The sequence below is a fragment of the Sphingomonas sp. genome, assembly GCF_051962185.1.
Classification (GTDB): domain Bacteria; phylum Pseudomonadota; class Alphaproteobacteria; order Sphingomonadales; family Sphingomonadaceae; genus Sphingomonas.
Window position 1 is genome coordinate 39,617 of record NZ_JBQCCN010000131.1, and the last position, 22,654, is coordinate 62,270.

24 protein-coding genes are annotated in these 22,654 nt (G+C 67.2%); 11 read left to right on the plus strand and 13 right to left on the minus strand.

Features of this window, described 5'->3' with window-relative positions; translation table 11 throughout:
* Positions 1-17 precede the first annotated feature (17 nt).
* Entirely contained in the window at positions 18-887 is an 870-nt protein-coding gene (locus ACTHJR_RS07685; RefSeq protein ID WP_440522537.1) for a class I SAM-dependent methyltransferase, read from the plus strand.
* The gene (locus ACTHJR_RS07690; protein WP_440522538.1) at positions 875-1,366 is read left to right on the plus strand and encodes a DUF4279 domain-containing protein; all 492 of its coding nucleotides are present in this window, start codon (positions 875-877) and stop codon (positions 1,364-1,366) included. The genes ACTHJR_RS07685 and ACTHJR_RS07690 overlap by 13 nt, the downstream gene beginning before the upstream one ends.
* 18 nt (positions 1,367-1,384) lie before the next feature.
* On the opposite strand, the gene ACTHJR_RS07695 is transcribed toward ACTHJR_RS07690, so the two are convergent.
* The 3 genes from ACTHJR_RS07695 to ACTHJR_RS07705 form a co-directional block, all read right to left on the minus strand.
* Positions 1,385-2,032, minus strand: a complete 648-nt coding sequence (locus ACTHJR_RS07695) for a heme exporter protein CcmB (RefSeq protein ID WP_440522539.1) — start codon at positions 2,030-2,032, stop codon at positions 1,385-1,387.
* Positions 2,029-2,613 carry a heme ABC exporter ATP-binding protein CcmA gene (gene ccmA / locus ACTHJR_RS07700; protein WP_440522540.1) on the minus strand — a complete coding sequence of 195 codons (585 nt, stop codon included), beginning with the start codon at positions 2,611-2,613 and terminating at the stop codon, positions 2,029-2,031. Before ccmA ends, ACTHJR_RS07695 begins: the two co-directional genes overlap by 4 nt.
* A gap of 133 nt (positions 2,614-2,746) precedes the next feature.
* Positions 2,747-3,148, minus strand: a complete 402-nt coding sequence (locus ACTHJR_RS07705; RefSeq protein ID WP_440522541.1) for a metallopeptidase family protein — start codon at positions 3,146-3,148, stop codon at positions 2,747-2,749.
* On the opposite strand from ACTHJR_RS07705, the gene ACTHJR_RS07710 reads away from it, so the two are divergent.
* Positions 3,050-3,493, plus strand: a complete 444-nt coding sequence (locus ACTHJR_RS07710) for a 4a-hydroxytetrahydrobiopterin dehydratase (protein ID WP_440522542.1) — start codon at positions 3,050-3,052, stop codon at positions 3,491-3,493. The two genes, ACTHJR_RS07705 and ACTHJR_RS07710, sit on opposite strands and share 99 nt — an antisense overlap.
* 24 nt (positions 3,494-3,517) lie before the next feature.
* Here ACTHJR_RS07710 and ACTHJR_RS07715 read toward each other — a convergent pair whose 3' ends face one another.
* Positions 3,518-4,030, minus strand: coding sequence for a hypothetical protein (locus ACTHJR_RS07715; RefSeq protein WP_440522543.1), 513 nt, complete (start codon positions 4,028-4,030; stop codon positions 3,518-3,520).
* A gap of 99 nt (positions 4,031-4,129) precedes the next feature.
* Between ACTHJR_RS07715 and ACTHJR_RS07720 the strand changes: the two genes are divergently transcribed.
* Positions 4,130-5,071 carry a LysR family transcriptional regulator gene (locus tag ACTHJR_RS07720; protein WP_440522544.1) on the plus strand — a complete coding sequence of 314 codons (942 nt, stop codon included), beginning with the start codon at positions 4,130-4,132 and terminating at the stop codon, positions 5,069-5,071.
* Positions 5,072-5,077: 6 nt separating this feature from the next.
* Here ACTHJR_RS07720 and ACTHJR_RS07725 read toward each other — a convergent pair whose 3' ends face one another.
* From ACTHJR_RS07725 to ACTHJR_RS07735, 3 genes are all read right to left on the minus strand, one after another.
* Entirely contained in the window at positions 5,078-5,350 is a 273-nt protein-coding gene (locus ACTHJR_RS07725) for a hypothetical protein (RefSeq protein WP_440522545.1), read from the minus strand.
* Between the two features lie 217 nt (positions 5,351-5,567).
* Positions 5,568-5,888: a hypothetical protein gene (locus tag ACTHJR_RS07730; RefSeq protein WP_440522546.1), complete on the minus strand. Its 321-nt coding sequence runs from the start codon at positions 5,886-5,888 to the stop codon at positions 5,568-5,570.
* Positions 5,889-5,898: 10 nt separating this feature from the next.
* A complete protein-coding gene (locus tag ACTHJR_RS07735) occupies positions 5,899-6,693 on the minus strand; it encodes an SDR family oxidoreductase (protein WP_440522547.1) in 795 nt (264 codons plus the stop codon).
* 139 nt (positions 6,694-6,832) lie between these two features.
* On the opposite strand from ACTHJR_RS07735, the gene ACTHJR_RS07740 reads away from it, so the two are divergent.
* Together ACTHJR_RS07740 and ACTHJR_RS07745 are read left to right on the plus strand one after the other, a co-directional pair.
* Positions 6,833-7,627 carry an ATP-binding cassette domain-containing protein gene (locus ACTHJR_RS07740; RefSeq protein WP_440522548.1) on the plus strand — a complete coding sequence of 265 codons (795 nt, stop codon included), beginning with the start codon at positions 6,833-6,835 and terminating at the stop codon, positions 7,625-7,627.
* A 175-nt stretch (positions 7,628-7,802) separates the two neighbouring features.
* Positions 7,803-9,332: an ABC transporter permease/substrate-binding protein gene (locus ACTHJR_RS07745; RefSeq protein ID WP_440522549.1), complete on the plus strand. Its 1,530-nt coding sequence runs from the start codon at positions 7,803-7,805 to the stop codon at positions 9,330-9,332.
* Between the two features lie 108 nt (positions 9,333-9,440).
* Here ACTHJR_RS07745 and ACTHJR_RS07750 read toward each other — a convergent pair whose 3' ends face one another.
* On the minus strand, positions 9,441-12,230 hold the full coding sequence (locus ACTHJR_RS07750; protein ID WP_440522550.1) for a TonB-dependent receptor: 2,790 nt from the start codon (positions 12,228-12,230) through the stop codon (positions 9,441-9,443).
* A 112-nt stretch (positions 12,231-12,342) separates the two neighbouring features.
* Between ACTHJR_RS07750 and ACTHJR_RS07755 the strand changes: the two genes are divergently transcribed.
* Complete coding sequence (locus tag ACTHJR_RS07755) at positions 12,343-12,861, plus strand: 2Fe-2S iron-sulfur cluster-binding protein (RefSeq protein ID WP_440522551.1); 519 nt, start codon at positions 12,343-12,345, stop codon at positions 12,859-12,861.
* Positions 12,858-13,832, plus strand: a complete 975-nt coding sequence (locus tag ACTHJR_RS07760) for an FAD binding domain-containing protein (protein WP_440522552.1) — start codon at positions 12,858-12,860, stop codon at positions 13,830-13,832. Before ACTHJR_RS07755 ends, ACTHJR_RS07760 begins: the two co-directional genes overlap by 4 nt.
* On the opposite strand, the gene ACTHJR_RS07765 is transcribed toward ACTHJR_RS07760, so the two are convergent.
* From ACTHJR_RS07765 to ACTHJR_RS07780, 4 genes are read right to left on the minus strand one after another with little or no spacing between them, the layout of a single operon-like run.
* On the minus strand, positions 13,822-14,160 hold the full coding sequence (locus ACTHJR_RS07765) for a hypothetical protein (RefSeq protein WP_440522553.1): 339 nt from the start codon (positions 14,158-14,160) through the stop codon (positions 13,822-13,824). The genes ACTHJR_RS07760 and ACTHJR_RS07765 overlap by 11 nt on opposite strands.
* Positions 14,161-14,171: 11 nt before the next feature.
* Entirely contained in the window at positions 14,172-15,578 is a 1,407-nt protein-coding gene (locus ACTHJR_RS07770; protein ID WP_440522554.1) for an MBOAT family O-acyltransferase, read from the minus strand.
* A 4-nt stretch (positions 15,579-15,582) separates the two neighbouring features.
* Positions 15,583-16,815 (minus strand): GDSL-type esterase/lipase family protein, encoded by a 1,233-nt coding sequence (locus tag ACTHJR_RS07775; protein WP_440522555.1) that lies wholly within the window; start codon positions 16,813-16,815, stop codon positions 15,583-15,585.
* Positions 16,812-17,549: an SGNH/GDSL hydrolase family protein gene (locus ACTHJR_RS07780; protein ID WP_440522556.1), complete on the minus strand. Its 738-nt coding sequence runs from the start codon at positions 17,547-17,549 to the stop codon at positions 16,812-16,814. The genes ACTHJR_RS07775 and ACTHJR_RS07780 overlap by 4 nt, the downstream gene beginning before the upstream one ends.
* A 661-nt stretch (positions 17,550-18,210) precedes the next feature.
* Here ACTHJR_RS07780 and ACTHJR_RS07785 point away from each other — a divergent pair.
* The 3 genes from ACTHJR_RS07785 to ACTHJR_RS07795 all read left to right on the plus strand — a co-directional run bounded on the left by ACTHJR_RS07785 (position 18,211) and on the right by ACTHJR_RS07795 (position 22,220).
* A complete protein-coding gene (locus ACTHJR_RS07785; protein ID WP_440522557.1) occupies positions 18,211-19,062 on the plus strand; it encodes a type 1 glutamine amidotransferase domain-containing protein in 852 nt (283 codons plus the stop codon).
* Positions 19,063-19,107: 45 nt separating this feature from the next.
* Complete coding sequence (locus tag ACTHJR_RS07790) at positions 19,108-21,120, plus strand: M13 family metallopeptidase (protein ID WP_440522558.1); 2,013 nt, start codon at positions 19,108-19,110, stop codon at positions 21,118-21,120.
* 446 nt (positions 21,121-21,566) lie between these two features.
* The gene (locus ACTHJR_RS07795; RefSeq protein WP_440522559.1) at positions 21,567-22,220 is read left to right on the plus strand and encodes a PAS domain-containing protein; all 654 of its coding nucleotides are present in this window, start codon (positions 21,567-21,569) and stop codon (positions 22,218-22,220) included.
* Positions 22,221-22,244: 24 nt separating this feature from the next.
* On the opposite strand, the gene ACTHJR_RS07800 is transcribed toward ACTHJR_RS07795, so the two are convergent.
* Positions 22,245-22,649, minus strand: a complete 405-nt coding sequence (locus tag ACTHJR_RS07800) for a hypothetical protein (RefSeq protein ID WP_440522560.1) — start codon at positions 22,647-22,649, stop codon at positions 22,245-22,247.
* Positions 22,650-22,654 lie beyond the last annotated feature (5 nt).

The window sequence follows — 22,654 nt, forward strand, 5'->3', positions numbered from 1 at the left end:
ATGTCGAGGGCTGCCGCATGAACCTCCACACCATGATCGGCGAGCCCTGGGCAGATTACGGGCTGATCGACTGCGGCCACGGCCGCAAGCTTGAGCGCTACGGCCGCTTCCGCTTCATCCGCCCCGAACCGCAAGCGATGTGGGCGCCGGCCAGCGCCGAGTGGAAAGCCGATGGCGAGTTCATTCCCGGCTCCGATGAAGAAGGCGGCGGGCGCTGGCAATTCACCGGGCAGGTCCCGCGCGACGGTTGGCCGATGACATGGGGCGACGTCGGCTTCACCGCGCAGACCACGCCGTTCCGCCATCTCGGCTTCTTCCCCGACATGGCGCCCGTATGGAGCTGGATGCGCGAGCGGCTGGCCGGCGTCGAGGAGGCCGAAGCGCTCAACCTGTTTGGCTATACCGGGGTCGGTACGCTGGCGCTGGCGTCGCAGGGCGTGAAGATGGTCCATGTCGACGCCTCGAAGAAATCGGTCGAGGCCGCGCGTGCGAACGCGCGGCTGGCAAGACTCGACGATCGTCCGGTGCGGTGGATGGTCGACGACGCGACCAAATTCGCCGCGCGCGAAGTGCGGCGCGGGCGGCGCTACGACGGCATCTTGCTCGATCCGCCGAAGTTCGGCCGCGGGCCGGAGGGCGAGGTGTGGCGACTGGAGGAAGGCCTGCCCGGCCTGATCCAGGATTGCCGCCAATTGCTCGACGACCGCTCGCGCTTCCTGTTCCTGACCGTCTATGCGGTGCGCATGTCGGCGCTGGCGATCGGCGAATTGGTCAGCCAGGCATTCGCCGATCTGCCGGGCAAGGTCGAAGCCGGCGAACTCGCGGTGCGCGAGGAAACGCGCGGGTTGTTACTGCCCACCGCGATTTGGGCGCGGTGGAGTCGCTGACCCCATTAATAATCGCCGGATCAACTTGGTGCCACGTCACCGCCAGCGTGTTATCGGGACGCATGGGTGTTTTGCACAAGTCCGCTGCTTCGCTCGGGTTTTTCGGGGATGAACTCGACCCCGACGAAATTACCGCGCGGTTGGGCTGCGAACCGCAGGTGGGCGTCCGAAAGGGTGGAATCTGGTTAACGGCACGCGGGGCTGAGAAGGTGGCGGGTACCGGATCGTGGCGGTTGAGAGTGGATCGCCGCGAGCCTGGCGACCTGGACGGCCAGATCAATGAACTGTTGGACGGGTTGAGCGACGACTTCCCTATGTGGCGCGCCCTCGCGCAGCGGTTTCGTGGCCGGATATTCTGCGGTTTGTTTCTCGCTGGCGGTAACGAGGGGCTGACGTTGCAATCCCGAACGCTGGAACGTCTCGCTGAGAGAGGATTGCTTCTCGACCTGGATATCTACGGCCAGGGAATGTTGGATTGAGAGGGGTCAGGGCGCTGGCTAATCGAGCCCCGCCCGGATTGCGGCCCCCGCCACGAAGGGCGCCCCCGCGACCAGCAGCAGGCTGACCGCGCCCAGCAATTTGAACGCGCCGATGCCGCCGTCCAGGCTGCCGGCACCGAAGATCAGCAGCGGCACCGCGAGCGGCAGCAACAGCAGCCCCGCGATCGCGCCGGCGCCGCGCAGGCCGGCGACCAACGCGCCGGTGGCAAGCGCGAGCGCGGCGAGGCCGGGGGTACCGATCAGCAGGCCGATCTCGACGCGGAGGAGCGTGTCGGGCGTCAGGTCGAGCAGCGCGGCGGCGGGGAGGGCGGCGAGCAGGATCGGCGGGGCGAAGGCGAGCCAATGCGCGACCAATTTGGCGAAGGCGATGGTCGCGGCGGACTGGCCGCGGGTCAGCAATTGGTCGATCACTCCGCTGGCGAGATCGGGGGCGACGAGGCGTTCGATCGGGATCAGCGCGGCGAGCAACGCCGCCGCCCACAACACCCCGCCACCAACCCGCGCGAGCAACCTGGCGTCGGGGCCGACCGCGAACGGAAACAGGATTGCCACGAGCAGGAAGAAGGCGACCGGCAGCAAGGCGCCGCCGCCGATCCAGGCGCGCCGCAGGTCGCGGAGGATGAGCGCGGGCAGGCTCGACGTCATTCTGCGCCTCCCCGGAAAGCGATCGAGAGATCGATCGTACGCGCGCCGGGCAGCGCGATCGGCGTGTGACTTGCCACCAGCACTGCTCCGCCCGTGTCGCGATGCCGTGAGATCGCGCTTTCGAGCAATCGCAATGCCGCGATATCCAGACCATTGGCTGGTTCGTCGAGCAGCCACAGCGGGGCGCCGCTCGCGACGACGCGTGCGATCGCGGCGCGGCGGCGCTGGCCGGTCGAGAGCAGGCGGACGGGAACGTCGGCGAGGTCGCCGAGCGCCAGGGCATCGAGCGCCCGGCCCACGTCGCGCCCGCCATCGAGCTTGGCCCAGAAACCAAGCGCGCGGGCGAGCGGCAATTCCTCGTCGAGCGACGCTTGCTCGGTCAGCAGTGCGCGGGCGGCATCGCCGGCGATCTTCCCGGCGACCGGCCGCAGCAAGCCGGCGGCGAGCCGGATCAGGCTCGACTTGCCGACGCCGTTGGGGCCCGTGATCAACGCCGCGCCGCCGGCCTCCAGCGCGAACGACAGGGTCTCGAACAGCACGCGTCCGCCGCGCACGCAGGTCACCGACTCGAACGTCAGCATCCGCTGCCCTTTTCGTCGCCCCCGCGAACGCGGGGGCCCAACCCGGATCCTCGCGGCCAGTCCGACCGATCGGCGATGGGTCCCCGCTTTCGTGGGATTGGCGGCGATAGGGGATACGGGCGATCGATACCCCTCACGCCTCGTCCTCGAGCCGGTGCATGTCGTCGTCGCTCAACCCGAAATGGTGCCCCACCTCATGAATCACGATGTGCCGCACGAGCGTCGCCAGGTCCTCACCGTCCTCCACCCATTCATCCAGGATCGCGCGGCGATAGAGATGGATGCGGTCGGGCAGGGCGCCCGATTCCATCGACGATTTCTCGCCGATCGGCCGGCCGTGATAGACGCCGGTCAGGTCGAACGGGCTCTCGATGCCCAGCGCGTCCAACGTCTCGTCATCGGCGAACTCCTCGACGATCAGCACGATCTCGCCGATGTGGCGGCGAAACGCGTCGGGCAGCGACGCCAGGGTTTGGCGCGCGATCGCCTCGATCTCGTCCGCGCTCGGCGCTCGCCGTGCCTCTTGCCCGCTCATGCCGAGCGGCATAGGCCGTTATCCATCGCGGCGGCAAGCAACGGGAGACAGCCGATGGTCGAGCAACTGAGCGACGAAGAGCGCGGCGAGGCGCTCGATGAGCTCGACGAATGGGATTATGACGAGGGCCGCGACGCGATCAGCCGCAGCTTCACCTTCGACGATTTCAGCGAAGCGTTCGCCTTCATGACGCGCGTGGCGTTGCTGGCGGAGAAGCACGACCACCATCCCGAATGGTCGAACGTGTGGAACCGCGTCGACATCACGCTGACCACCCACGACGCGGGGGGCCTGTCGCACCGCGACGTGACGATGGCCGAGGCGATCGACGACCTGGTCGATTAGGCGCGTCGCTGCCGCTCGCAGATCTCAGGACGGAATGGCTACCCGGTTCGCTCGCCGCGCCTGACGAAACAGCAGGTAAAAGGCGAGGATGTGCGTGATCATTAAGAGCGGCACATAGAGGACCGGGACGAGATACGCCGCACCGAGATCGCCCGCCGCCTCGGGAAGGCCGAGCCGCACCGCGTGGTAATAGTCGATCAGCAAGTCGCCGATTCCCGTGACGTTGAAGGCGATGGTGAACGCCCAGAATAACGGCCGCACCCGGGACGTCGCGAGCGCCAGCAACGCGAGCAGTCCCGTCAGGAAATCCCCATAAGCGGCAACGACGGCAAATTCGCCGGGAAGATGCGGGCCGACCACGCCGGGTACGATGAACACCAGCCCGAAGAAGCGAAAGCCGTGCAGCGTGGCGATGGCGCGATGCACCGCTTCGGGCGGCATCGTTCTCGCCCGTGGCAGGCCGTAACCGGCCAGCCACATGAGCCACGCGACATAGCCCAGCACCATCTGAACCTGGAAAATCATCGCCACCGGCATGTGCGGCTCCTCGTCCGCGCTGGGTCCGTCACCCAAGCGTGTCGGGGCGAAGTAGGGGCCGTTTTCGCGGCCGACTATCGGCGATATGATGCACGAGCCATGAAGCAGAACTTCACAATTCGGCAAGGCGCGGTGGACGGCGTCGAGGTCTTCCTGAGCGTCGCGCGGCACCGCAATTTCCGGCGGGCGGCGGCCGAACTCGGGGTGACGCCCTCGGCGGTCAGCCAGTCGATCCGCACGCTCGAAGCACGCATCGGCGCGGCCTTGTTCCTCCGCACCACGCGCAGCGTCGGCTTGACCGAGGTGGGCGAGGCTTTCCTGGAGCGCGCCGGGCCGGCTTTCGAGCAACTGGTGGCGGCTGGCGAGATTGCCCGCGATCTGGGGCAGAGGCCGTCGGGCCGGTTGCGCCTGTCGGTGCCGCGCGCCGCGGTGCCGTTGCTGCTCGAACCCCTCGTGGCCTCGTTCTGCCAGGCCTATCCGGACATCGAAGTCGAGCTATCGGCGAGCGAGGAACTGGTCGATATCGCGGCCGCGGGGTTCGACGCCGGCGTGCGACTTGGTCAGTTCGTCGCGGCCGACATGGTGGCGGTGCGGCTGACGCCGCCCTTCCGGCTCGTGGTCGTCGCGAGCCCGGCCTATCTCGATCGCCGTGGGCGGCCGGCACGACCCGAGGATTTGCGCGGCCACGCCTGCCTGCGACTACGCCGGTCGGGCGGTGCGCTCGCGCCCTGGGCGTTCGACGATGACAATGGCGCGGTCGAGATCGACCTGCCGGGTCCATTCATCGCCAACGATTACCCGACCCTCGTGGGGGCGGCGGTCGACGGCCTGGGACTAGCGCAAGTCCCCGCGCCGGTCGCTGCCGAGGGACTGGGCCTTGGCCGGCTGGAGGCGGTGCTCTCCGATGTCGCCCCGACCGTTCCCGGCCTGTTTCTCTATTACCCTAGCCGGCGGCAAGTCTTGCCCAAGCTGCGCGCCTTTATCGACCACGTAAAGGATCGCGGCGGAGCGGAGACGGGGGATACGATTTATCGTGGTTGATCAGCGCTACGACCTACATTCCTTGATCAATCGGCCGAGCATCGGACCAGGCGCGAACGCGACTTGCCAGGTGCCGACGCGATAGGCGATGCGATACTTCGCTTGAGCGAAATAGTCGGTGAATTTCGGGTCGTTGATGAAAAGCGAATCGCCATGCTCAGCGGGTTCGCTGGGCAGCGTCCAGCGACGGGAATCTATTTCCAGCGAAAACGACCGAGCCGACCGATCATAGTCGCCATTCACGAGCAGGAAGATCGGGACGCCGCTGCACAACGCCATGAAATGGTCCCTGCCGTTATCGTGGAAGCGATAGAGAGCAGCGCCGGATTTGTCTCTCTTTTCAAATCTGTAGTGCCACCCCGCATTCCGCCATTGCGTGTCGGCCGAGGGCATCTTCCGATCGGATCGAGTGCAGGAGGCCAATCCACAACAGACGATGAGAGCGGTCAAGGCAAGCTTGTGTAACACTGTATCATAATATGTCGAAAAGGGGCGATCATCGCAATCGCCGACGCACGAGCTTGATCAGTCCCCACAGGATGACGCCCCCCCATGGTATCGCCAGCCAGTCGATCCAGTCGGGGCCCGTTGGGATGCGGAGACGGTCGACAAGCAGGATGAGGATCAGCAAAGCGACGACGTGCGCCAGGACCAGATAAAAGCTGGTGCGCGGGACTCTCCAAGCGGCGACGCCCGTCCCGTCGGCCAACAACGTCGCCAGCGCCGAGATGATCGCGATGAGCAGGAACAGGCTGCCACCGGCGACGATGGCCATGCCGAGCAGCAGGCCGTCGAGCCGGAAGGAGATGTCGCTCACCTCCTGCCGCCTATTCCGGGCTGGCGATCCCGCGCCGCATCATCTTGCGGAGTTGGCCCGGCATCCAGCGCGCGGCGAATTTCATGCGGAACGCGGTCTTGCCGACATAAGTGTGGACGTGGTCGCCATGGACCGCGTTCCACGCCGCATCGGCGACATCGGTCGCGCTGCTCAGTTCGAGGCCGGCCTCGGTCACGGTCTCGCGGATATTGCGGTTGCTGCCCTCGATCGGGCCCTGGAGCAGCGGCGTGTCGATGAAGGCGGGGACGAGGTCGCGGACCTTGATGCCGTCGCCATGCCATTCGCCGTCAAGCGCCTCGGTCAGCGCACGCACGCCGAACTTGGTCGCCGAATAGACCGACAGGCCGGCCGATCCGTAAATCGCCGAGGCCGACGCGGTGTTGAGCAGGCACGACCCCGGCGTCTTCGCCAGATAGCCATGGCCGATCTTGGCGCCGTTGAGCACGCCGACCAGGTTGATCTGGACGACGCGGTCGAGGTCCTCGAAGCTCATCTCGGCGATCGGGCCGCCGGTGCCGATGCCGGCATTGTTGAACAGCACGTCGAGCCGGCCGCCGGTCTTCGAGGTGAAGTCGTCGAGGTCGTTCCGCCACGAATCGCGGTCGCGCACGTCCATGATGTACGTCTCGCTCATGCCTTCGGGCAGCAGCGCGGCGGTCTCGGTCAGGCCTTTGGCGTTGACGTCGGCGAGCCCGACGCGCCAGCCCTCGCGCGCGAAGCGTTGCGCGACCGCGCGCCCGATGCCCGATCCACCGCCGGTGATGAAGATCGCCTTGGTCGTCATGCGCCCTCCCCTGATTTCGGCTTCGTCGTCATGCCGGCCTCGTGCCGGCATCCACCGTGCCTCTCGGCGCAAGGTTTGCGGCACGGTGGACCCCGCGACAAGCCCGGGGCGACGAATTCGAGCGTTTGACCCCGCGCCGATGGTTCAGCACAACGGCGCGGTGAGCGCGCAAGGCCCCTCCGTCGCCCTGTTGGGCGTGACCAAAACCTATTCCGGCGGGACGGTGGCGGTCGACGACGTAACGGTCGAGATCGCCGGGGGCAGCTTCGTCGCTCTGGTCGGCAGCTCGGGGTCGGGCAAGTCGACGCTGCTCAAGACAATCAACCGGCTGATCGCGCCGAGCAGCGGCAGCATCGCGATCGACGGGCAGGCGGTCGACGCGGAGGACCCGTTCCGGCTGCGGCGGCGGATCGGCTATGTGTTCCAGAACATCGGGCTGTTCCCGCATCTCTCCGTTGCCGAGAATGTCGCGATCGGCTTGCGGCTCGAAGGCGAGAAGCGGCCGGGTGAGCGGGTGGCCGAGTTGCTCGACCTGGTCGACTTGCCGGCCGACGTCGCGCGCCGGATGCCCGACGCCTTGTCGGGCGGCCAGCGGCAACGGGTCGGCGTTGCACGTGCGCTCGCGACCGAGCCGCGGCTGCTGCTGATGGACGAGCCGTTCGGCGCGCTCGACCCGGTGACCCGCGACCAATTGGGCGGTGCGATCCGCGCGCTCCACGACCGGCTCGGACTTACCACCATCATGGTCACCCACGACATGGCCGAGGCGTTGCTGCTCGCCGACCGCGTGCTGGTGATGGACAAGGGCCGGATCGTCGCCGACGCGGCGCCGCGCGCGTTGCTGGCGGGTGAGGGCGGCGCGATCGCGCAAGCATTGGTCGCGGTGCCGCGCGAGCAGATGAAACGGCTCGGTGCGCTGGAGATGGGGGAATGAGGGGAATTCCCAATTCCTCCCCGGAACGGGGAGGGAGACCAAGGCGCGCAGCGGCTTGGTGGAGGGGGCCCGCGACCAACGAGCAACGAGCCAGGAGGCGAGTAAGCGGAAGGCCCCCTCCACCACGCGGCTGCGCCGCGCGGTCCCCCTCCCCGTTCCGGGGAGGATTTTTTAAGTGACCGACTTCCTCGACGCGCTCGCTCGCGTGCCGGACTTGCTCGCCCAGCATCTGTTGCTGGCGATGAGCGCCCTGGTGCTCGGCATCCTGCTCAGCCTGCCGCTGGCGGTGTGGTCCGCGCGCGTGCCTCTCGTCGGCCGTATCGCACTTGGGTTCGCCAGCCTCGTGCAGACCATCCCCAGCCTGGCGCTGCTCGCGCTCTTCTACCCGATCCTGCTGTCGCTCTCGGCGCTGGTCGGCGGTGGCATTCCCGCACTCGGTTTCCTGCCCTCGCTGCTCGCGCTGACGCTCTATGCTCTGCTGCCGATCCTGCGGAACGGGGTGACCGGGCTCGCCGGGATCGATCCGGCGGTGATCGAGGCAGCCGACGGCGTCGGCATGACCGCCTGGCAGAAGCTGCGCCTGGTCGAGGCTCCGCTGGTCGCCCCGGTGCTGATGGCCGGCATCCGCACCGCGGCGGTGTGGACGATCGGCGCGGCGACGCTGTCGACCACGGTCGGCCAGCCGAGCCTGGGCGACATGATCTTCGCCGGACTGCAGACGCAGAATTGGGCATTGGTGCTGGCTGGCTGCACCGCCGCCGCGGGGCTGGCGCTCGCGGTGGACGCCTTGCTCGGGGTGATCGAGCGCGGTATCGCGCGACGCCGGCGGGTCGGCGCGTGGATCGCGCTCGGGATGCTCGCCTTGGGCGTCGTCGTTGCGCTGCTTCCAGTCCTGCCGGCGCGCCAGGCGACGATCACGATCGGCGCCAAGGGCTTTTCCGAGCAATATATCCTGGCGCGCGTGATCGGGCATCGGCTCGAGGCGGCCGGGTATCGCGTGCGCTACAAGGAAGGGCTGGGGTCGGGGGTGATGTTCGCCGCGCTGACGTCGAGCGATGTCGACGTCGCGGTCGACTATACCGGCACGATCTGGACCAACGAGATGAAGCGGACCGACATGCCGTCGCGCGACGCGATGCTGGCGGCGATCCGGGCGTGGCAAGGCCGGCAGGGCCTGAACCTGCTCGGGCGGCTGGGGTTTGAGAACGCTTATGCCTTCGCGATGCGCAGCGATCGGGCGAAGCAACTGGGGATCGCCAGCCTCGACGATCTGGTGGCGAAGGCGCCCGAGCTGGACTTCGGCGCCGATCTCGAATTTCTCGAGCGGCCCGAGTGGAAGGCGGTGCGCGCCGCCTATCCGATCCGCTTCGGCTCGGCCAACGCCTACAACCCGACCTTCATGTACCGAGCGCTCGAAAGCGGGCAGGCGGACGTTATCTCGGCTTTTTCGTCCGACGGGAGGATCGCGGCGGACCGGCTGACCGTGCTGAGCGATCCCAGGGGAGCGATCCCCAATTACGACGCGATCCTGACGATCGCGCCGCGCCACGCCGGGGATGCGCGGATGATCGCCGTGCTCAAGCCGCTGATCGGCAAAGTATCGGTCGAGGCGATGCGGCAGGCGACTTACATGGTCACTCGCGATGACGGGAAGGTCAGTCCCGACGCGGCGGCGCGGTGGCTGGAGAAGCGGGTGGGGTTGTAAAGGCTTGGCGACGCGCGAAGCCGCGTCGTCGGTCGGCGCCTTGTGGCGCCGCCGGCCGGGCCGGCCTCTCTCCCGGAATAGCGTCGCTATTCCGGGGGACGCTCCGCCTTAAAAGAACACCTTCCTGATGCTCAGCTTGATCGTCCGTCCCATCGGGTCGAGATAATCGGGCTGGTAGCTGATCGGCGTCTGGCCGTTGGCGTCGCGGACGCGCTGGCGGCTGTCGAGCAGGTTGCTGACCCCCAACGTCACCCGCATGCCCGTCGCCCAGGGGTTCTTCTTGATGAACTTGAGTTGCTGGCTCAGGTCGGCGAACAGCCGCACGTTGAGCGTGCCCAGGCTCGAGAAATCGAGCGTGTTCGGCGTTCCCGGCGTGCCGCCCAGCACGCGCGTGCCGCTCTGCCAGTCGCCCGACAGCCGCACGCCGATGCCGTTGTTGGAATAGCCCGCCTGCATCTCGAACTCGTGACGCGATTGCCCGCCCGAGCCGATCGCGCCACCGTTGAGCAGGTCGATGGTCGGCAGCGTCGGCGAAATCTCGACTCGGTCGGTGAAATGCCAGGTGTGGTAGAAAGCGAATTGCAGCCGCCCACCGCCGCCGCCGAACGCGCCGCGCCCGCCGCCACCGCCGCGGAAGCCACGGCCCCCGCCGCCGAAACCGCCCCCGCCGAAGCGTCCGCCGCCCGGGCGCTCACCGCCGGTCGCGCCGTTCTGCGGCGGTGGCGTGCCGGTCGCATTGGGATTGCTGCCGTCCTGCGGCGGCGTGCCCGTCGTATTGGGATTGGCCCCATTGCCCTGGGACTGCCCGCCACCACCTTGCGGCCGCTCGCCGAAGCGGCGGCCGCCCGGCAGGCGCAGGCCCTGGAACGGATTGGGGCCGGTACCGGCGCGGAACGCCTCGACCTCTTTCTGCAGCTTGGACTTGATCGGCTTGGAGATGTTGAAGCCCCAGCGCAGCTCCGACCGGTCGGTGCGCGCGAAATTGACCGATCGCGTATCGATCGAGGTCAGGTCGCCGTCGGCGTCGCGCGTGAAGCGGCCAGGGAAGGCTGCCTCGACCGCCGCCGTCGCCGCCGGGAAGCCGGCGATCGCGTTGCGCACATGCGATTCGATATAATTGGCGGTCAGTGTGAAGTCGGTCTTGTCCCACGGTTTCAGCGTCAGCCCGAGCTTGAACGTATGCTTGCTGTCCGCCCTGAGGAACGGATTGCCACCGGTCGTGCTGGTGACGTTGACCGTCTCGCCCTTCACGTAATCGAACACGCGCACATTCGGCGTGACCACGACCGGGTTGGCCAGTTGCGCGGCGGACGGGGCGTCGTCTTGGTCGGTGACCGACGTGATCAGGCGCACGCCATGGATCGGCTGCCAATTGGCGCCATAGCCGCGCGTCGTCAGCGTGCCGAAGTCCGACAATTGATGGACCGCGAGATTGCCGTTGATCGAGAGGTCGCCGAGGAAGGCGAGGACCTTCTTCGACGAACTGGCGATCGGCACGTCGATGTTGATTTGGCCCGATGCTTCGTTGCGCCGGGTCGACCCGGCGGTTGAGGTCGCCAGCGCGCTTTGCGTATCGAACCGGTACGACTGACTGTCGAGGCTGGACAGCGAGCCGCCGACGCGGATCGCGGTCGAGATCTCGCCGGCGGGCAGCTTGATCAATTTGCCGTTGACCAGCGCGTCGACCGTGCCGCTGTTCGAGGTCGACTGGCCGCGATTGGCCGGCGCGATGGGATAATCGAGCGGGTCGATCGGGCCGAACGGATTGAAGCTGGGGTCGCCGGCGGCGAGCCGGGCATTCAGATCGTGGACGATGAAGCCGGTCTCGCCGAAATTCTCGCTGTCGATGCGATCGTAATTGGCGGTCAGCGACCAGCGCCATTGCGTCCCGAACTGGCCGTTGAAGCCGGTACCGAGGTGATAGGTCAGCGCCGAATTGCGCTGCCTGAGCGGATCGAAGCCCGTCGCGACCCGGTCGATCTCGGTCGTGCCGGGCGCGGTCGAGAACGGATTGCTCGCCGGCAACGTGAGATCGAACGTCGGCAAACCCTGCGCGCCGGTCGAATCGGTATATTGGAACGAGCCGTTGATCGTCGCGTTCACCCGGCCCAGCGGGTGCGCATAGACCAGGTTGGTCTGCAAATTGCGGCTCGACGAGAGCAAGGTGCGGTAGGGGCGCTGGTCGAAGTCATGGTTGAGATCGACGGTGCCGGGCGGCGTCGGCGTGCTCGCCAGCGGCAGGATATCGCGCTCGTTCTCATAGAGCGGCGAACTCTGGCTGTAGCCGACATGCAGGCTCAAGCGATTGTCGCGGCGGATGGTGACGACGTCGAGCGTGCCCGACGGCGTGTTGCGCCCGCCCTCCGTCGCGACCTGGTCGCCGAGCTCGCTGGTGATCGCCTTGAAACGTGGGCGCAGGACGATGTTGACGACCTTCTGGTCGGCCGAATAGCCGTATTTGAGCGCGACTTCCTCGGGCAGGATGTCGACGCGCGCGATCGCCTCGGTCGGCAGGTCGCGAATCTCGGCGAAGCTCGAGATGCGGCGGCCGTTGAGCAGCACCACCGGCGCGCCGCCCGAGCCGCGGTCGCTGCGGATCTGCGGCGCGAGCTCGTTCAGCAGGTCGCTGACGCTGTTGACGCCATAGGAACGGACGTCGGCCGGGCCGAGCGATTGTTCGGGCGGGATGTCGCCGACCACCGCGCCGGGCAACGCGCGCGAGCCGGTGACGACGATGTCGCCTTCGTCGGAGCCATCGTCGTCCGATTGCGGCGCCGCGGCGGGCGTCGGCGTCGGGGCCGGCGCAGGGTGGGGAGGGGGAGCAGGGGCAGTTTGGGCATGGAGTGCGACCGGGGCGCTGCCGGCAAGCAACAGGGCAAGGCTGAACGAACGACGCATTTCTATTCCGCTACTGGTCGGGAGCAGTGGACGCCACTACATTCCAATTGTCGCAGAAATGTGCCGTTTCGGTGCTTGTTCCACACCGCGCGGCGACTCCCGGGAGAAGGCAATGCGGATCACCGTCAACGGCGAAGCGCGGGAGGTCGAGGCCGACATCCGCACGACCCTGCTCGACCTGCTGCGCGAACATCTCGGGCTGACCGGCGCCAAGAAGGGGTGCGACCATGGCCAATGCGGCGCCTGCACGGTGCTGGTCGGGGGGCGGCGGATCAATGCCTGCCTGACCTTGGCGGTGATGCACGACGGCGACGACGTCGTGACGATCGAAGGGCTCGGCACGCCCGACCGTCTCAGCCCCTTGCAGGCGGCGTTCCTGCACCATGACGGTTTCCAATGCGGCTATTGCACGCCGGGGCAGATCTGCTCGGCGACGGGCATGCTCGATGAAGTGGCGAAGGGCTGGCCGAGCCATGTCAGCGGCGATCTCGACCAGGTCGCGCTGACCGATGCCGAGATACGCGAGCGGATGAGCGGCAACATCTGCCGTTGCTCGGCCTATCCGACCATCGTCGCGGCGATCCGCGAGGTGGCCGATGGCGAGGGCCTGGTCGCGGAGGCGGCGGAATGAAGCCGTTCGATTATGCGCGCGCGGCAAGCGTCGAACAGGCGCTGGCGGCGGGCGTTGATGGCGGGCGCTACATCGCCGGCGGGACCAATCTCATCGACCTGATGAAATTGCAGGTCGAGACGCCCGCCAAGCTGGTCGACATCAGCCGCCTGGCGCTCGATCGCGTCGAGGAAACGGAAGGCGGCGGTATCCGCATCGGCGCCCTGGTGCCCAATAGCGACCTCGCCGCGCATCCTTTGGTCCGCGGCCATTATCCGATGCTTAGCCGCGCGTTGCTGGCGGGGGCGTCGGCACAATTGCGCAACAAGGCGTCGACCGGCGGCAATCTGCTGCAGCGAACGCGCTGTTATTATTTCTACGAGACCGCGGCGGCCTGCAACAAGCGCGACCCCGGCAGCGGCTGCGCGGCGATCGGCGGGTTCAACCGCATCCATGCGGTGCTCGGCATTTCGGACAAATGCATCGCGACGCATCCGTCGGACATGGCGGTGGCCTTGCGTGCGCTCGACGCAATGGTGGTGACGGCGTTGCCCGGCGGTGAGGGACGGCGGATCGCGCTCGGCGATCTCTATCGGCTGCCCGGCGACACGCCCGAGGTCGAGACCGACCTGCGGCCGGGCGAATTGATCGTCGCGATCGAACTGCCCGCGCCCCCACCCGGCCGCCAGCTCTATCGCAAGGTACGCGACCGCGCGTCCTATGCCTTCGCGCTCGTGTCGGTCGCGGCGGCGGTGGCGGTCGAGGACGGCGTGGTGACATCGGCGCGGCTGGCGTTCGGCGGGCTCGCGCCGATGCCGTGGCGCAGCGCCGAGGCCGAGGCGGCATTGGTCGGTCGGCCGGCCGGGACCGAGGCGTTCGAGGCGGCGGCCGATGCGCTGCTCGAGGGCGCGCGCGGCCATGGGCATAACGACTTCAAGATCGTGCTCGCCCGGCGCACGCTGATCGCCTGCCTGCGCGACCTTACGGATTAGCGACCGCGTCGGTCGCCGCCATTTCGACCGGCTGGCGACCGCGCCAGTCGGTGCGCTCGGCGCTCTTCCATGCGGCGTGAAGCCGGGCGTGCCCCGCCGCCAGGCCGATACGGTCGGCGGTCTCCGCCCAGCCGTCGCCGATCGCGGTGAGGCGGACGGTGGCGGGGCCGGGCGGCAGATCGTCGAGCCAGCCGCTGATCGCGGTCGGGTTGAGCAGCGCCAGCCCGAGCGTGGTCAAGGCGATCACGCCACCGGTCCATTGGAGCGTGGCGCGGCCGTTATCGCCCTGGTCGGGCAGATCGGCGGGAAATTCGTAGAGGTCGGACACCGGCTTTCCCTTTAGAAGCGGAAGTAGATGAAGGGCGCGATCCCTTCGAAGCGCATCGCATCGACTACCAGCATCGCCGCGACGAACGCCCCGGCGAGCGCCGGCGCGGGGAGCGCCCGCAGCCGCTCGGCGAGCCGCGCCATCGAATCCCAGCGCAATGCGTGGATGGCGAGGCCGAAGGCGATCAGCACCACGACCAGCGGCGTGACGGTGATCGCGCCGGTCGCCGGGGCGACGATCCCGCCGAGGTAGGACAAAGCATCGCCGAAACTCGCGGCGCGGAAGAAGATCCAGCCGAGCGTCACGACATGGAAGGTCAGCACCACCTTGGCCCAATGCGGCAGGACGATTTCGCGGGTACGCGGCGAGGTCGCCCAGACGCGCTCGACCACCAACGCCGCGCCGTGCAGGCCGCCCCAGATCACGAAGGTCCAGGCGGCGCCATGCCACAGCCCGCCGAGCAGCATGGTGATCATCAGGTTGCGATAGAGCCTGGCCTTGCCGCCGCGGCTGCCGCCCAGCGCCTCGATATAGAGGTAATCGCGCAGCCAGCGCGACAGGCTGATATGCCAGCGCCGCCAGAATTCCTGCAACGAGGCCGAGCGATACGGCCGGTCGAAATTGCGCGGGAAGCGATAGCCGAGCAATGCCGCGATACCGATCGCCATGTCCGAATAGGCCGAGAAGTCGCAATAGATCTGGACCGCATAGCCATAGGCCGCGAGGATCAGGTCGAGCGAGCCGTGCGCCGACGGCGCGGCGAATACCGGGTCGACGAATTGCGTCGCGAGTTCGGAAGCGATGACCGCTTTTTTGAACAAGCCCCAGACGATCAGCAGCAGCCCCATCGACACCATGCCGCGATTGAGCTTCGGGGTCTGCTGGAACTGGGGCACGAGGTCGGCGGCACGGACGATCGGCCCGGCGACGAGATGCGGGAAGAACGACATCAACAGCAATATGTCGAGCAGCCGTGCCGCGGGCACGCGACCGCGATGCACGTCGACAACGTAGCTGATCCCCTGGAAGGTGAAGAACGAGATGCCGACCGGCAGGATGACCTGCATCAGCGGGGCGTCCTGGCCGATGCCGAACAAGGTCAACAGGCTGCCCGCCTGTTCGGCGAAGAAGTCGAAATATTTGAAGAAGCCGAGCGCCAGCAGATTGGCCGCGACGCCGCCGATCAGCAGCGCCTTGCGGATCCGTTCGACCTCGCTTCGCGCGATCAGCGCTGCGACGCCCCAGTTGATCAACGCCGAGCCGATCAGCAGCGGCACGAACCGCCAGTCCCAGGCGCCGTAGAATATCCAGCTGGCGACGAGCAGCAGCAATTTGCGCCATTCGGTCGACCGCGCGGCCCAGACCGCGGGGAACACGACCAGGAAGAACAGGCCGAAGGTCAGCGTCGGAAACAGCATCGCGTCACTCGCTCATCGCAGCGTCGAGATTGGCCTGGAGGCGGGCGGCGAGCGCCTGCCCGCCGGGCCAGCGGAAATGCACATGGTCGGGGCGCATCAGCGGCGGTACCGCGTCGGTCCAGCCGCGCGCGGCGCACGGCCCGCCCATCGCCGCTTGCCAGTCCCAGAAAGCGATGCCGAGCTGGCGCGCGACCTTGCGCTGGATGCCGCGCACCGCGTCCAGCGCGGGCGGGGCGAACAGCGGCGGGCTGCCGGGATCGGGACAGCCGACGACCGTGCCTTCGGCATTGGTCCTGAGCGCCTGGTTGCGCGTCAGTGCATCGGGTGCGCCGAGCAGCAGCAGCGGGACGCCGGGCGCGAGCGTCCGCAGGCGATCGATCTGGCCGCGCAGCGTCGCTTCATAGACCCGCGGGTCGAAGCGCGGCGAGAAGCCTTCGTTGGTACCGAAGGCGAGCACGATCAGGTCGGGGGCATAAGCGCGCAATTCCTCGGCGATCACTGCGTCGTCGGTGCGCGCAAAATGCCGAAGTTGCGCGCCGATCACGCCCAGATTGGACAGCGCCATCCCGCCCAAGTCGCGAAACACCGCCAGCGAGGTGATCGTCGCCGGGCGATCGCCGGCGGTGATCGTGACCGACGCTTGCGCTCCCCCGCTCCGGATCGTGGTGCAGCGCGGAGTCGGCACGGGCGCGTCGAGCGTGATGCGCTGATCGATCCGGCCGACATGCACGTCCAATGTCGCGGCATTGGCGTCGGCGATCGCGCACAGCACGACACGATCGAAATCCATCGCCGGCACGTCGGTGGTGAGGCCGATCGTCGCACCCGGCTGGAGCGAGGTCAGCGAATAGCTCGACAGGCCAAGCGGGACGGCGGCGTTCTCCGATCCCTTGCCGAAGGTCGCCGCAACGCGCCAGCCGGACGACATCGACACGGTCACGCCGCGCGTGATGTAGCCCTCCCACGGCCGCCCCGGCGCGAGCACGCCGCGCCCGCCACTGCCGTAGCGCGCCTGGAGCAGGTCGCGCCATGCCCCGGTCAACACGTCGCCCGCGGTATGGCTGTCGCCGATCTGGACGATGTGCACCGGGCGCGTGCCGGGCGTCCGCGCGCGCGCCGCCTCGAGTTGCGCGAACACCGGCTTGAGCGTCGCGAGATTGCACCCCGCGCGGTCGCAATCGCTGGCGGTCGCGGCGGCGGGAAGCGTCAGCAGCATCGCGGCGGCCAGGCGCTTCACCGCGCCACCTCGGGAGCGGCGGCCGGCGCGTCGACGGCACGCGTCGCGTCGACATAGTCGCTGATCCGCGCCGCCAGCCCCTTGGTGATCAACAGATAGCCGGGCATCGACATATGGATGCCGTCGCCCGCGCGCATCAGCACGGGCGCGCCGGTTTTCGCGTCGGGCAGATAGGCGGCATATTGGCCGCTCTTGTCGGCGGCGAGCGGGCGGGTGTCGATGAACGGCACGTCGAGCCGCGCCATCTCGCCGGCGTAGAAAGCGTTGACCGCGCCGATATCGGCATCGGTTCGTGCTTCGCGCATCCGCGGCAGCCCGACCCAATAGACCATCGCATGATGCCGCCGGAGCAGCGCGACGAAGCGGTCGAGCCGCGTCGCGATCTGCGCCTTCCAGCGGTCGCCGAGCAATGCGGCGTATTTGCCGTCGTCGGTGATGATGTTCTGCGCATCGTTGGCGCCGAACGATACGATGGCGATGTCGACCGGATCGGCGCCCAATTGGTCGGCGGTATGCGCCTCGACGTTGAAGCGCTTGTACGCGGCGAAGCCGATCGCCGGCTGGCTGTATTTGACGACGTCGAACCCGGCGTGGGGCAATTGCCGCTGCAACCCCCACCAGATCCCGTCGCCATAGGAATCGCCGAACACCGCGACGCGGACCGGACGGCCCTTGCGCAGGGTCGCGACCAATTGCTTTTGCGGGGCGGACGCACAGAAACGCGCGGCGGCCACCTCGGGTGGCGCGGCGTTCGTCTTGGCGGGGATGGTGCAGACGGGGAACTTTACTGTGGACGCGCCAGAACCCGCGTGACCGGCAAAGCCGAAACCTATCGCGGTTCCGGCGCATACACCAAGGAGGAGGACCGCGGAGCGGTCCACTATTATGAATGGCAATGGCATGGTGAACCCGTTAGCTCGAGTACGGCGTTCAGATACGACGTTGCTTTCGGATTCGCAACAACAATTTGCTTAATTGTCTGGATAATTACTTGGATAAGATGGAGGCTATATTTAGTCTTGTGAGAAGGGCGCCTATAATCAGGCCAGGCTATATGCTCTATTCCGTGAATAGAGATCGATCTATAGGTAGAAATCGGACAAGAATCGGCGATCAGTATCCGATACGATTACTGTTGTGGCCGATTTTCGGCTGTTTTCGCCGTGGGCGAGCGATTCTCACAAACTAAAATCGCGATCGTTCGTATGGCGTCACTTTATTTCACGACAATTCGTGCGACGAACCGCGTGAAGTGAGCGGCGAGCCGTGCCGGATCGGCGGCGAAGCGAAATTTATTTGGATGAGAAGACATTCCCTGCGCGATTCGCGACGGTTCGCTCGGGGCACGGTCATGACCGATTGTCACCCGGCTCCCGCTGCGGCACCGTCTCGCTCATGGCCAGGGTCATCATGCCGCTGCCGCATTGCGACTTCGATCCGACCGAAGCGGCGGTCAGTTGGCGCGTGCTGGTCGCGCGCGGCCATCAGGTGCGCTTCGCCACGCCTGACGGCGCGCCGGCAGAGGCCGATCGCATCATGATTGACGGAATCGGGCTCGATCCCTGGAGCCGCGTTCCGGTGCTGCGTCACTTGCGCCCGATCGGCCTGCTGCTGCGCGCCAATCGCGACGGGCGGCGCGCTTATGCCGAACTCGAGCGCGATCCGCATTTTCGCGCGCCGATGGCGTGGGACGCGGTGGCGGCGGAGGATTTCGACGGCCTGGTGCTGCCGGGCGGCCATCGCGCACGGGGGATGCGGGCCTATCTCGAGAGCGCGGTGTTGCAGCGACTGGTGGTCGCGTTCTTCGACGCGGACAAGCCGGTCGGCGCGATCTGCCACGGCGTGCTGCTCGCCGCGCGCAGCCGCCGCGCCGACGGCCGATCGGTTCTGCACGGGCGGCGGACGACCGCCCTCACCTGGGCGCAGGAGCGCGCAGCGAGCGCGCTGGCGCATGTCGGGCGCCGCTGGGATCGCGATTATTATCGCACCTATGTCGAGCAACCCGGCGAGCCCGAGGGCCATATGTCGGTCGAGGCCGAGGTGACGCGCGCGCTCGCGACGCCGGAGGATTTCCTCGACGTCCCACCCGGCACGCCCGACGCGCGGCGCAAGACCGGCGGGCTCGCGCGCGACACGCCGACCGATGCGCGGCCGGCCTGGATAGTGCGCGACGGCAATTACGTCTCCGCGCGCTGGCCGGGCGATGCGCACAGCTTCGCGGCGCGACTGGCCGACCTGCTCGATTGATCCCGGCAATTCCGCGCCGCGGCGCAGACTGCTAGGCGACGGCGGATGAGGCACTTCTTCCCATGGTCCGGTGCGCTGATCGGCGCGGCCCTGCTAGCGATGACGATCCCGGGCTGGGGAGCCGGCAGGCCGGCGGCATCGGGGTTCGACACCAGCGGCATGGATCGCAGCGTCGCGCCTGGTGCCGATTTCTTCCGCTACGCCAACGGCGGCTGGGATGCGCGTACCGCGATCCCCGCCGATCGTTCGAGTACGGGCACGATCGGCCAGCTCGACGACCAGAGCCGCGTCCAGGTCCGCGATATCCTGGAAGAACAGGCGCGCGACGGCCGCAGCCGCGCCGGGATCGCCTATCGCGCGTTTCTCGACGAGGCCGCGATCGATCGGGCGGGGCGTGTTCCCGTGGCGCCATGGCTGGCCTCGTTGCTGGCGATCGCGACGCCCGACGACTATCTCGCCGCCGCCGCGAGGGCTGGGCGACAGGGTGTCGAGTTGCCGGTCGCCTTCGCGGTCGAGCCCGACGACGGCGATCCCGGCCATTATGCGCTAACCATTGCGCAAGGCGTGCCCGGCATGCCCGATCGCAATTATTATCTATCGGATGCCGTCACGATGCGCGGCGCTCGCGCCGCCTATCGCGACTATCTGATCCGAACGTTGCGTTTCGCCGGCGTCGCGACGCCCGAGGCCGCTGCGGACAATATCGTCAAACTGGAGACCGGCATCGCCTCGGCCAATTGGCCGGCGGCGGACAGCCGTGACGCGCGCCGCACCTACAATCCGACCGCCATTGCCGCGCTCGATGCCGGCCGCACCGGCTACAGTGTCGCTACGCTGGTGCGCGGGCTCGGCTATCGCACGACCCGCGCGATCGTGCGCCAGCCCGACGCGGTTGCCGCGACCTTGCGGCTGATCGACGCCGCGCCGGTCGCGACATTGCGCGACATGCTGATCGTGCGGACGCTGCATCGCTACGCCCAAGTGCTGCCGGCCGAGCTGCGCGCCGCCGATTTCGCCTTTTACGGCAAGGCGATCGACGGCATCGACACGCCCGAGCCGCGCTGGCGCCGCGCCGTGGCCTTCGTGCTCGAGGGCATGCCCGACGAGGTTAGCAAGGTTTACGTGTCGCGCCATTTCTCGCCCGCGACCCGCGCCGCCGCGCAAGCGATGGTGGCGAATTTGGTCACGGCGTTCGGCCGCCGGATCGACGCGCTCGACTGGATGACGCCCGAGACCAAGTGCCGCGCACATCGCAAGTTGGCCGCTTTCCACGCGCAGATCGGCTATCCCGACCGCTGGCACGATTATGCCGGGCTGACGATGCGCGCCGGCGACGCGTTCGGCAACGCGGTGCGGGCCAATGCCTTTCACCACGATTGGGAAGCGGCCAAGGTCGGGCGGCCGATCTATCGCTGGGAATGGAGCGCGACGCCGATGACGGTCGACGCCTTCGCCAATTATCCCAAGGTCGCGATCACCTTTCCCGCCGCGATCCTGCAGCCGCCGTTCTTCGACGCGCGGGTCGACCCGGCGGTCAATTACGGGGGGATCGGTGCGTCGATCGCGCATGAGATGACGCATCAGTTCGACGATCAGGGCGCCAAATATGACGAACGCGGGCGATTGGCGACCTGGTGGTCGGCGGCCGACCGCGCCGCGTTCGAGCGGCGGACGGCGGTGCTGGCAGCGCAATTCGATCGCTACGAACCTTTGCCCGGGATGCACGTCAACGGCGCGCTGACGCTGGGCGAGAATATCGCCGATCTCGGCGGACTGACGATCGCCTATGACGCCTATCGTGCATCGCTGGGCGGCAAGCCGGCGCCGGTCATCGACGGCCTGTCGGGCGACCAGCGCTTCTTCCTGGGCTGGGCGCAGATCTGGCGGATGAAGTATCGCGAGGCCGACCTTCGGCGGCGGCTGTTGACCAATCCCCATGCGCCCGCCGCGCAGCGCGTCTGGACGGTCCGCAACATGGCCGCCTGGGCCCGAGCGTTCGATGTCGATGCGGGCGATGCGCTATATCTCGCGCCTGCCGCGCGGGCGGCGATCTGGTGATCCGAAACGTCGCGATCGCCGCAAGTTCATGACGGATTCGCACCACGCGGCAGCTGTAAAATTACGTGGGACGCCCTGGTCGCCTTCTTGCGATATATCCAATGGCTAAATCGTATCCAGTCCGGATGAAATATCGATCGACTACAAGTTATCGTTAAAATAAAATCTGTTACATGGTCAGTTACATTTAAGTCGGATCGCAATCGTCATTCTCATGAGCCGCGCGGGGGTGCGGGGTGCAGGAAATTTTTGTCAGGGCTTCCGAGTTTTCGCGGCGATTTGGACACCTGAGCCAGGCCGGTGCGACAGTATTCGTTACCCATCATGGTCGGGAAACGCACGCTCTTCTTCCGATCGCCAGATATCATGCCTTTGTCGCTACCGCGAAGGGCGAGGATCGCGATGCGATATTCTCCAATCAGGATCTGGCCGACTGGTTGCCGCTGATGCTGGTCGTTACCGATGAATCGCGCAGGATCGTGATGGCCAACCGCACGGCGCATGCGATGGCCCGCAAACCTGACGGATCGTTGCCCGGTTGCCTGTTGTTCGACGCGTTGCCGGGGCTTGGCGAAACGACCTTCGAGAGCTACCACAATCATACCGCGCGGACCGGCGAGCCATGTTCGTTCGAGCTCCCCGCGCTGCTCGGCGGGGATACGTGGCATCGCGTCGAAACCTTTCGCGCGAACCACGGCGTGGTGATGCTGGCCCGGGATATTACCGAGGAAGTGAGGGCGTATCGCCTCGCCGATACCAAGAAGGCGTTGATCGAGGCGATGCTGGCGCATGGCGGCATCGGCTATATCTGGTTCAACGTGCGCGGCAGGATCGAGCAGCTCGACGCGGCGATGAGCGATTTACTGCAGCTTCCCAGCGAGCGTCTCGGCCACGTGCCGGTCGTCGATCTGGTGCCGATCGCCCAGCGCGTGGCGCTCAGGGAAATGATCGAGACCGTGCTGAACCGTGGCGGGACGCAGCGCTTCGAAACCGAGTTCCTGCGCAACGACGGGACCACGATCCCCGCGGTCGTCGCGATCAAGGATCTGCGCGGCGTCTATGGCAGCGAAGGCGCGGTGATGGTGGTGACGCGCAAATAGCGGAATACAGAGGGGCCGCCCCGGTCACGTTCGGCTCTTCCATTCCTGCGACAGCGACGCGAACTCGGCGTGCGCGGCCCGCGGGATGCCGAGCACTGCCGGGCTGCCCGCGATCGATGCCGATTGCCGCGCCATGTGCTGGACCACACTGAGGTGGAGATGCTGGTCGAACACCAATTCCGCGAACCCGCTGGAACTCCATTCGGTGCGTGCCTTGATCGGCGCGAAGCCGTCGACGAACAAGGTGATCGGCCGCTCGACGCGAATCCGGAACCCCGCCCACAGACCGCACCCCGCGACCGAGAGTTCGAGCAACGATATGTCGAGCCGGCACGATCGCAGCTCACGGATTTCCGCCGGCAATTCCAGCCGATAGCTCAGCGGCTCCCAGCTATCGGCCCGCCGTAATACCAGATTGTTTCTAGCCATTCCCC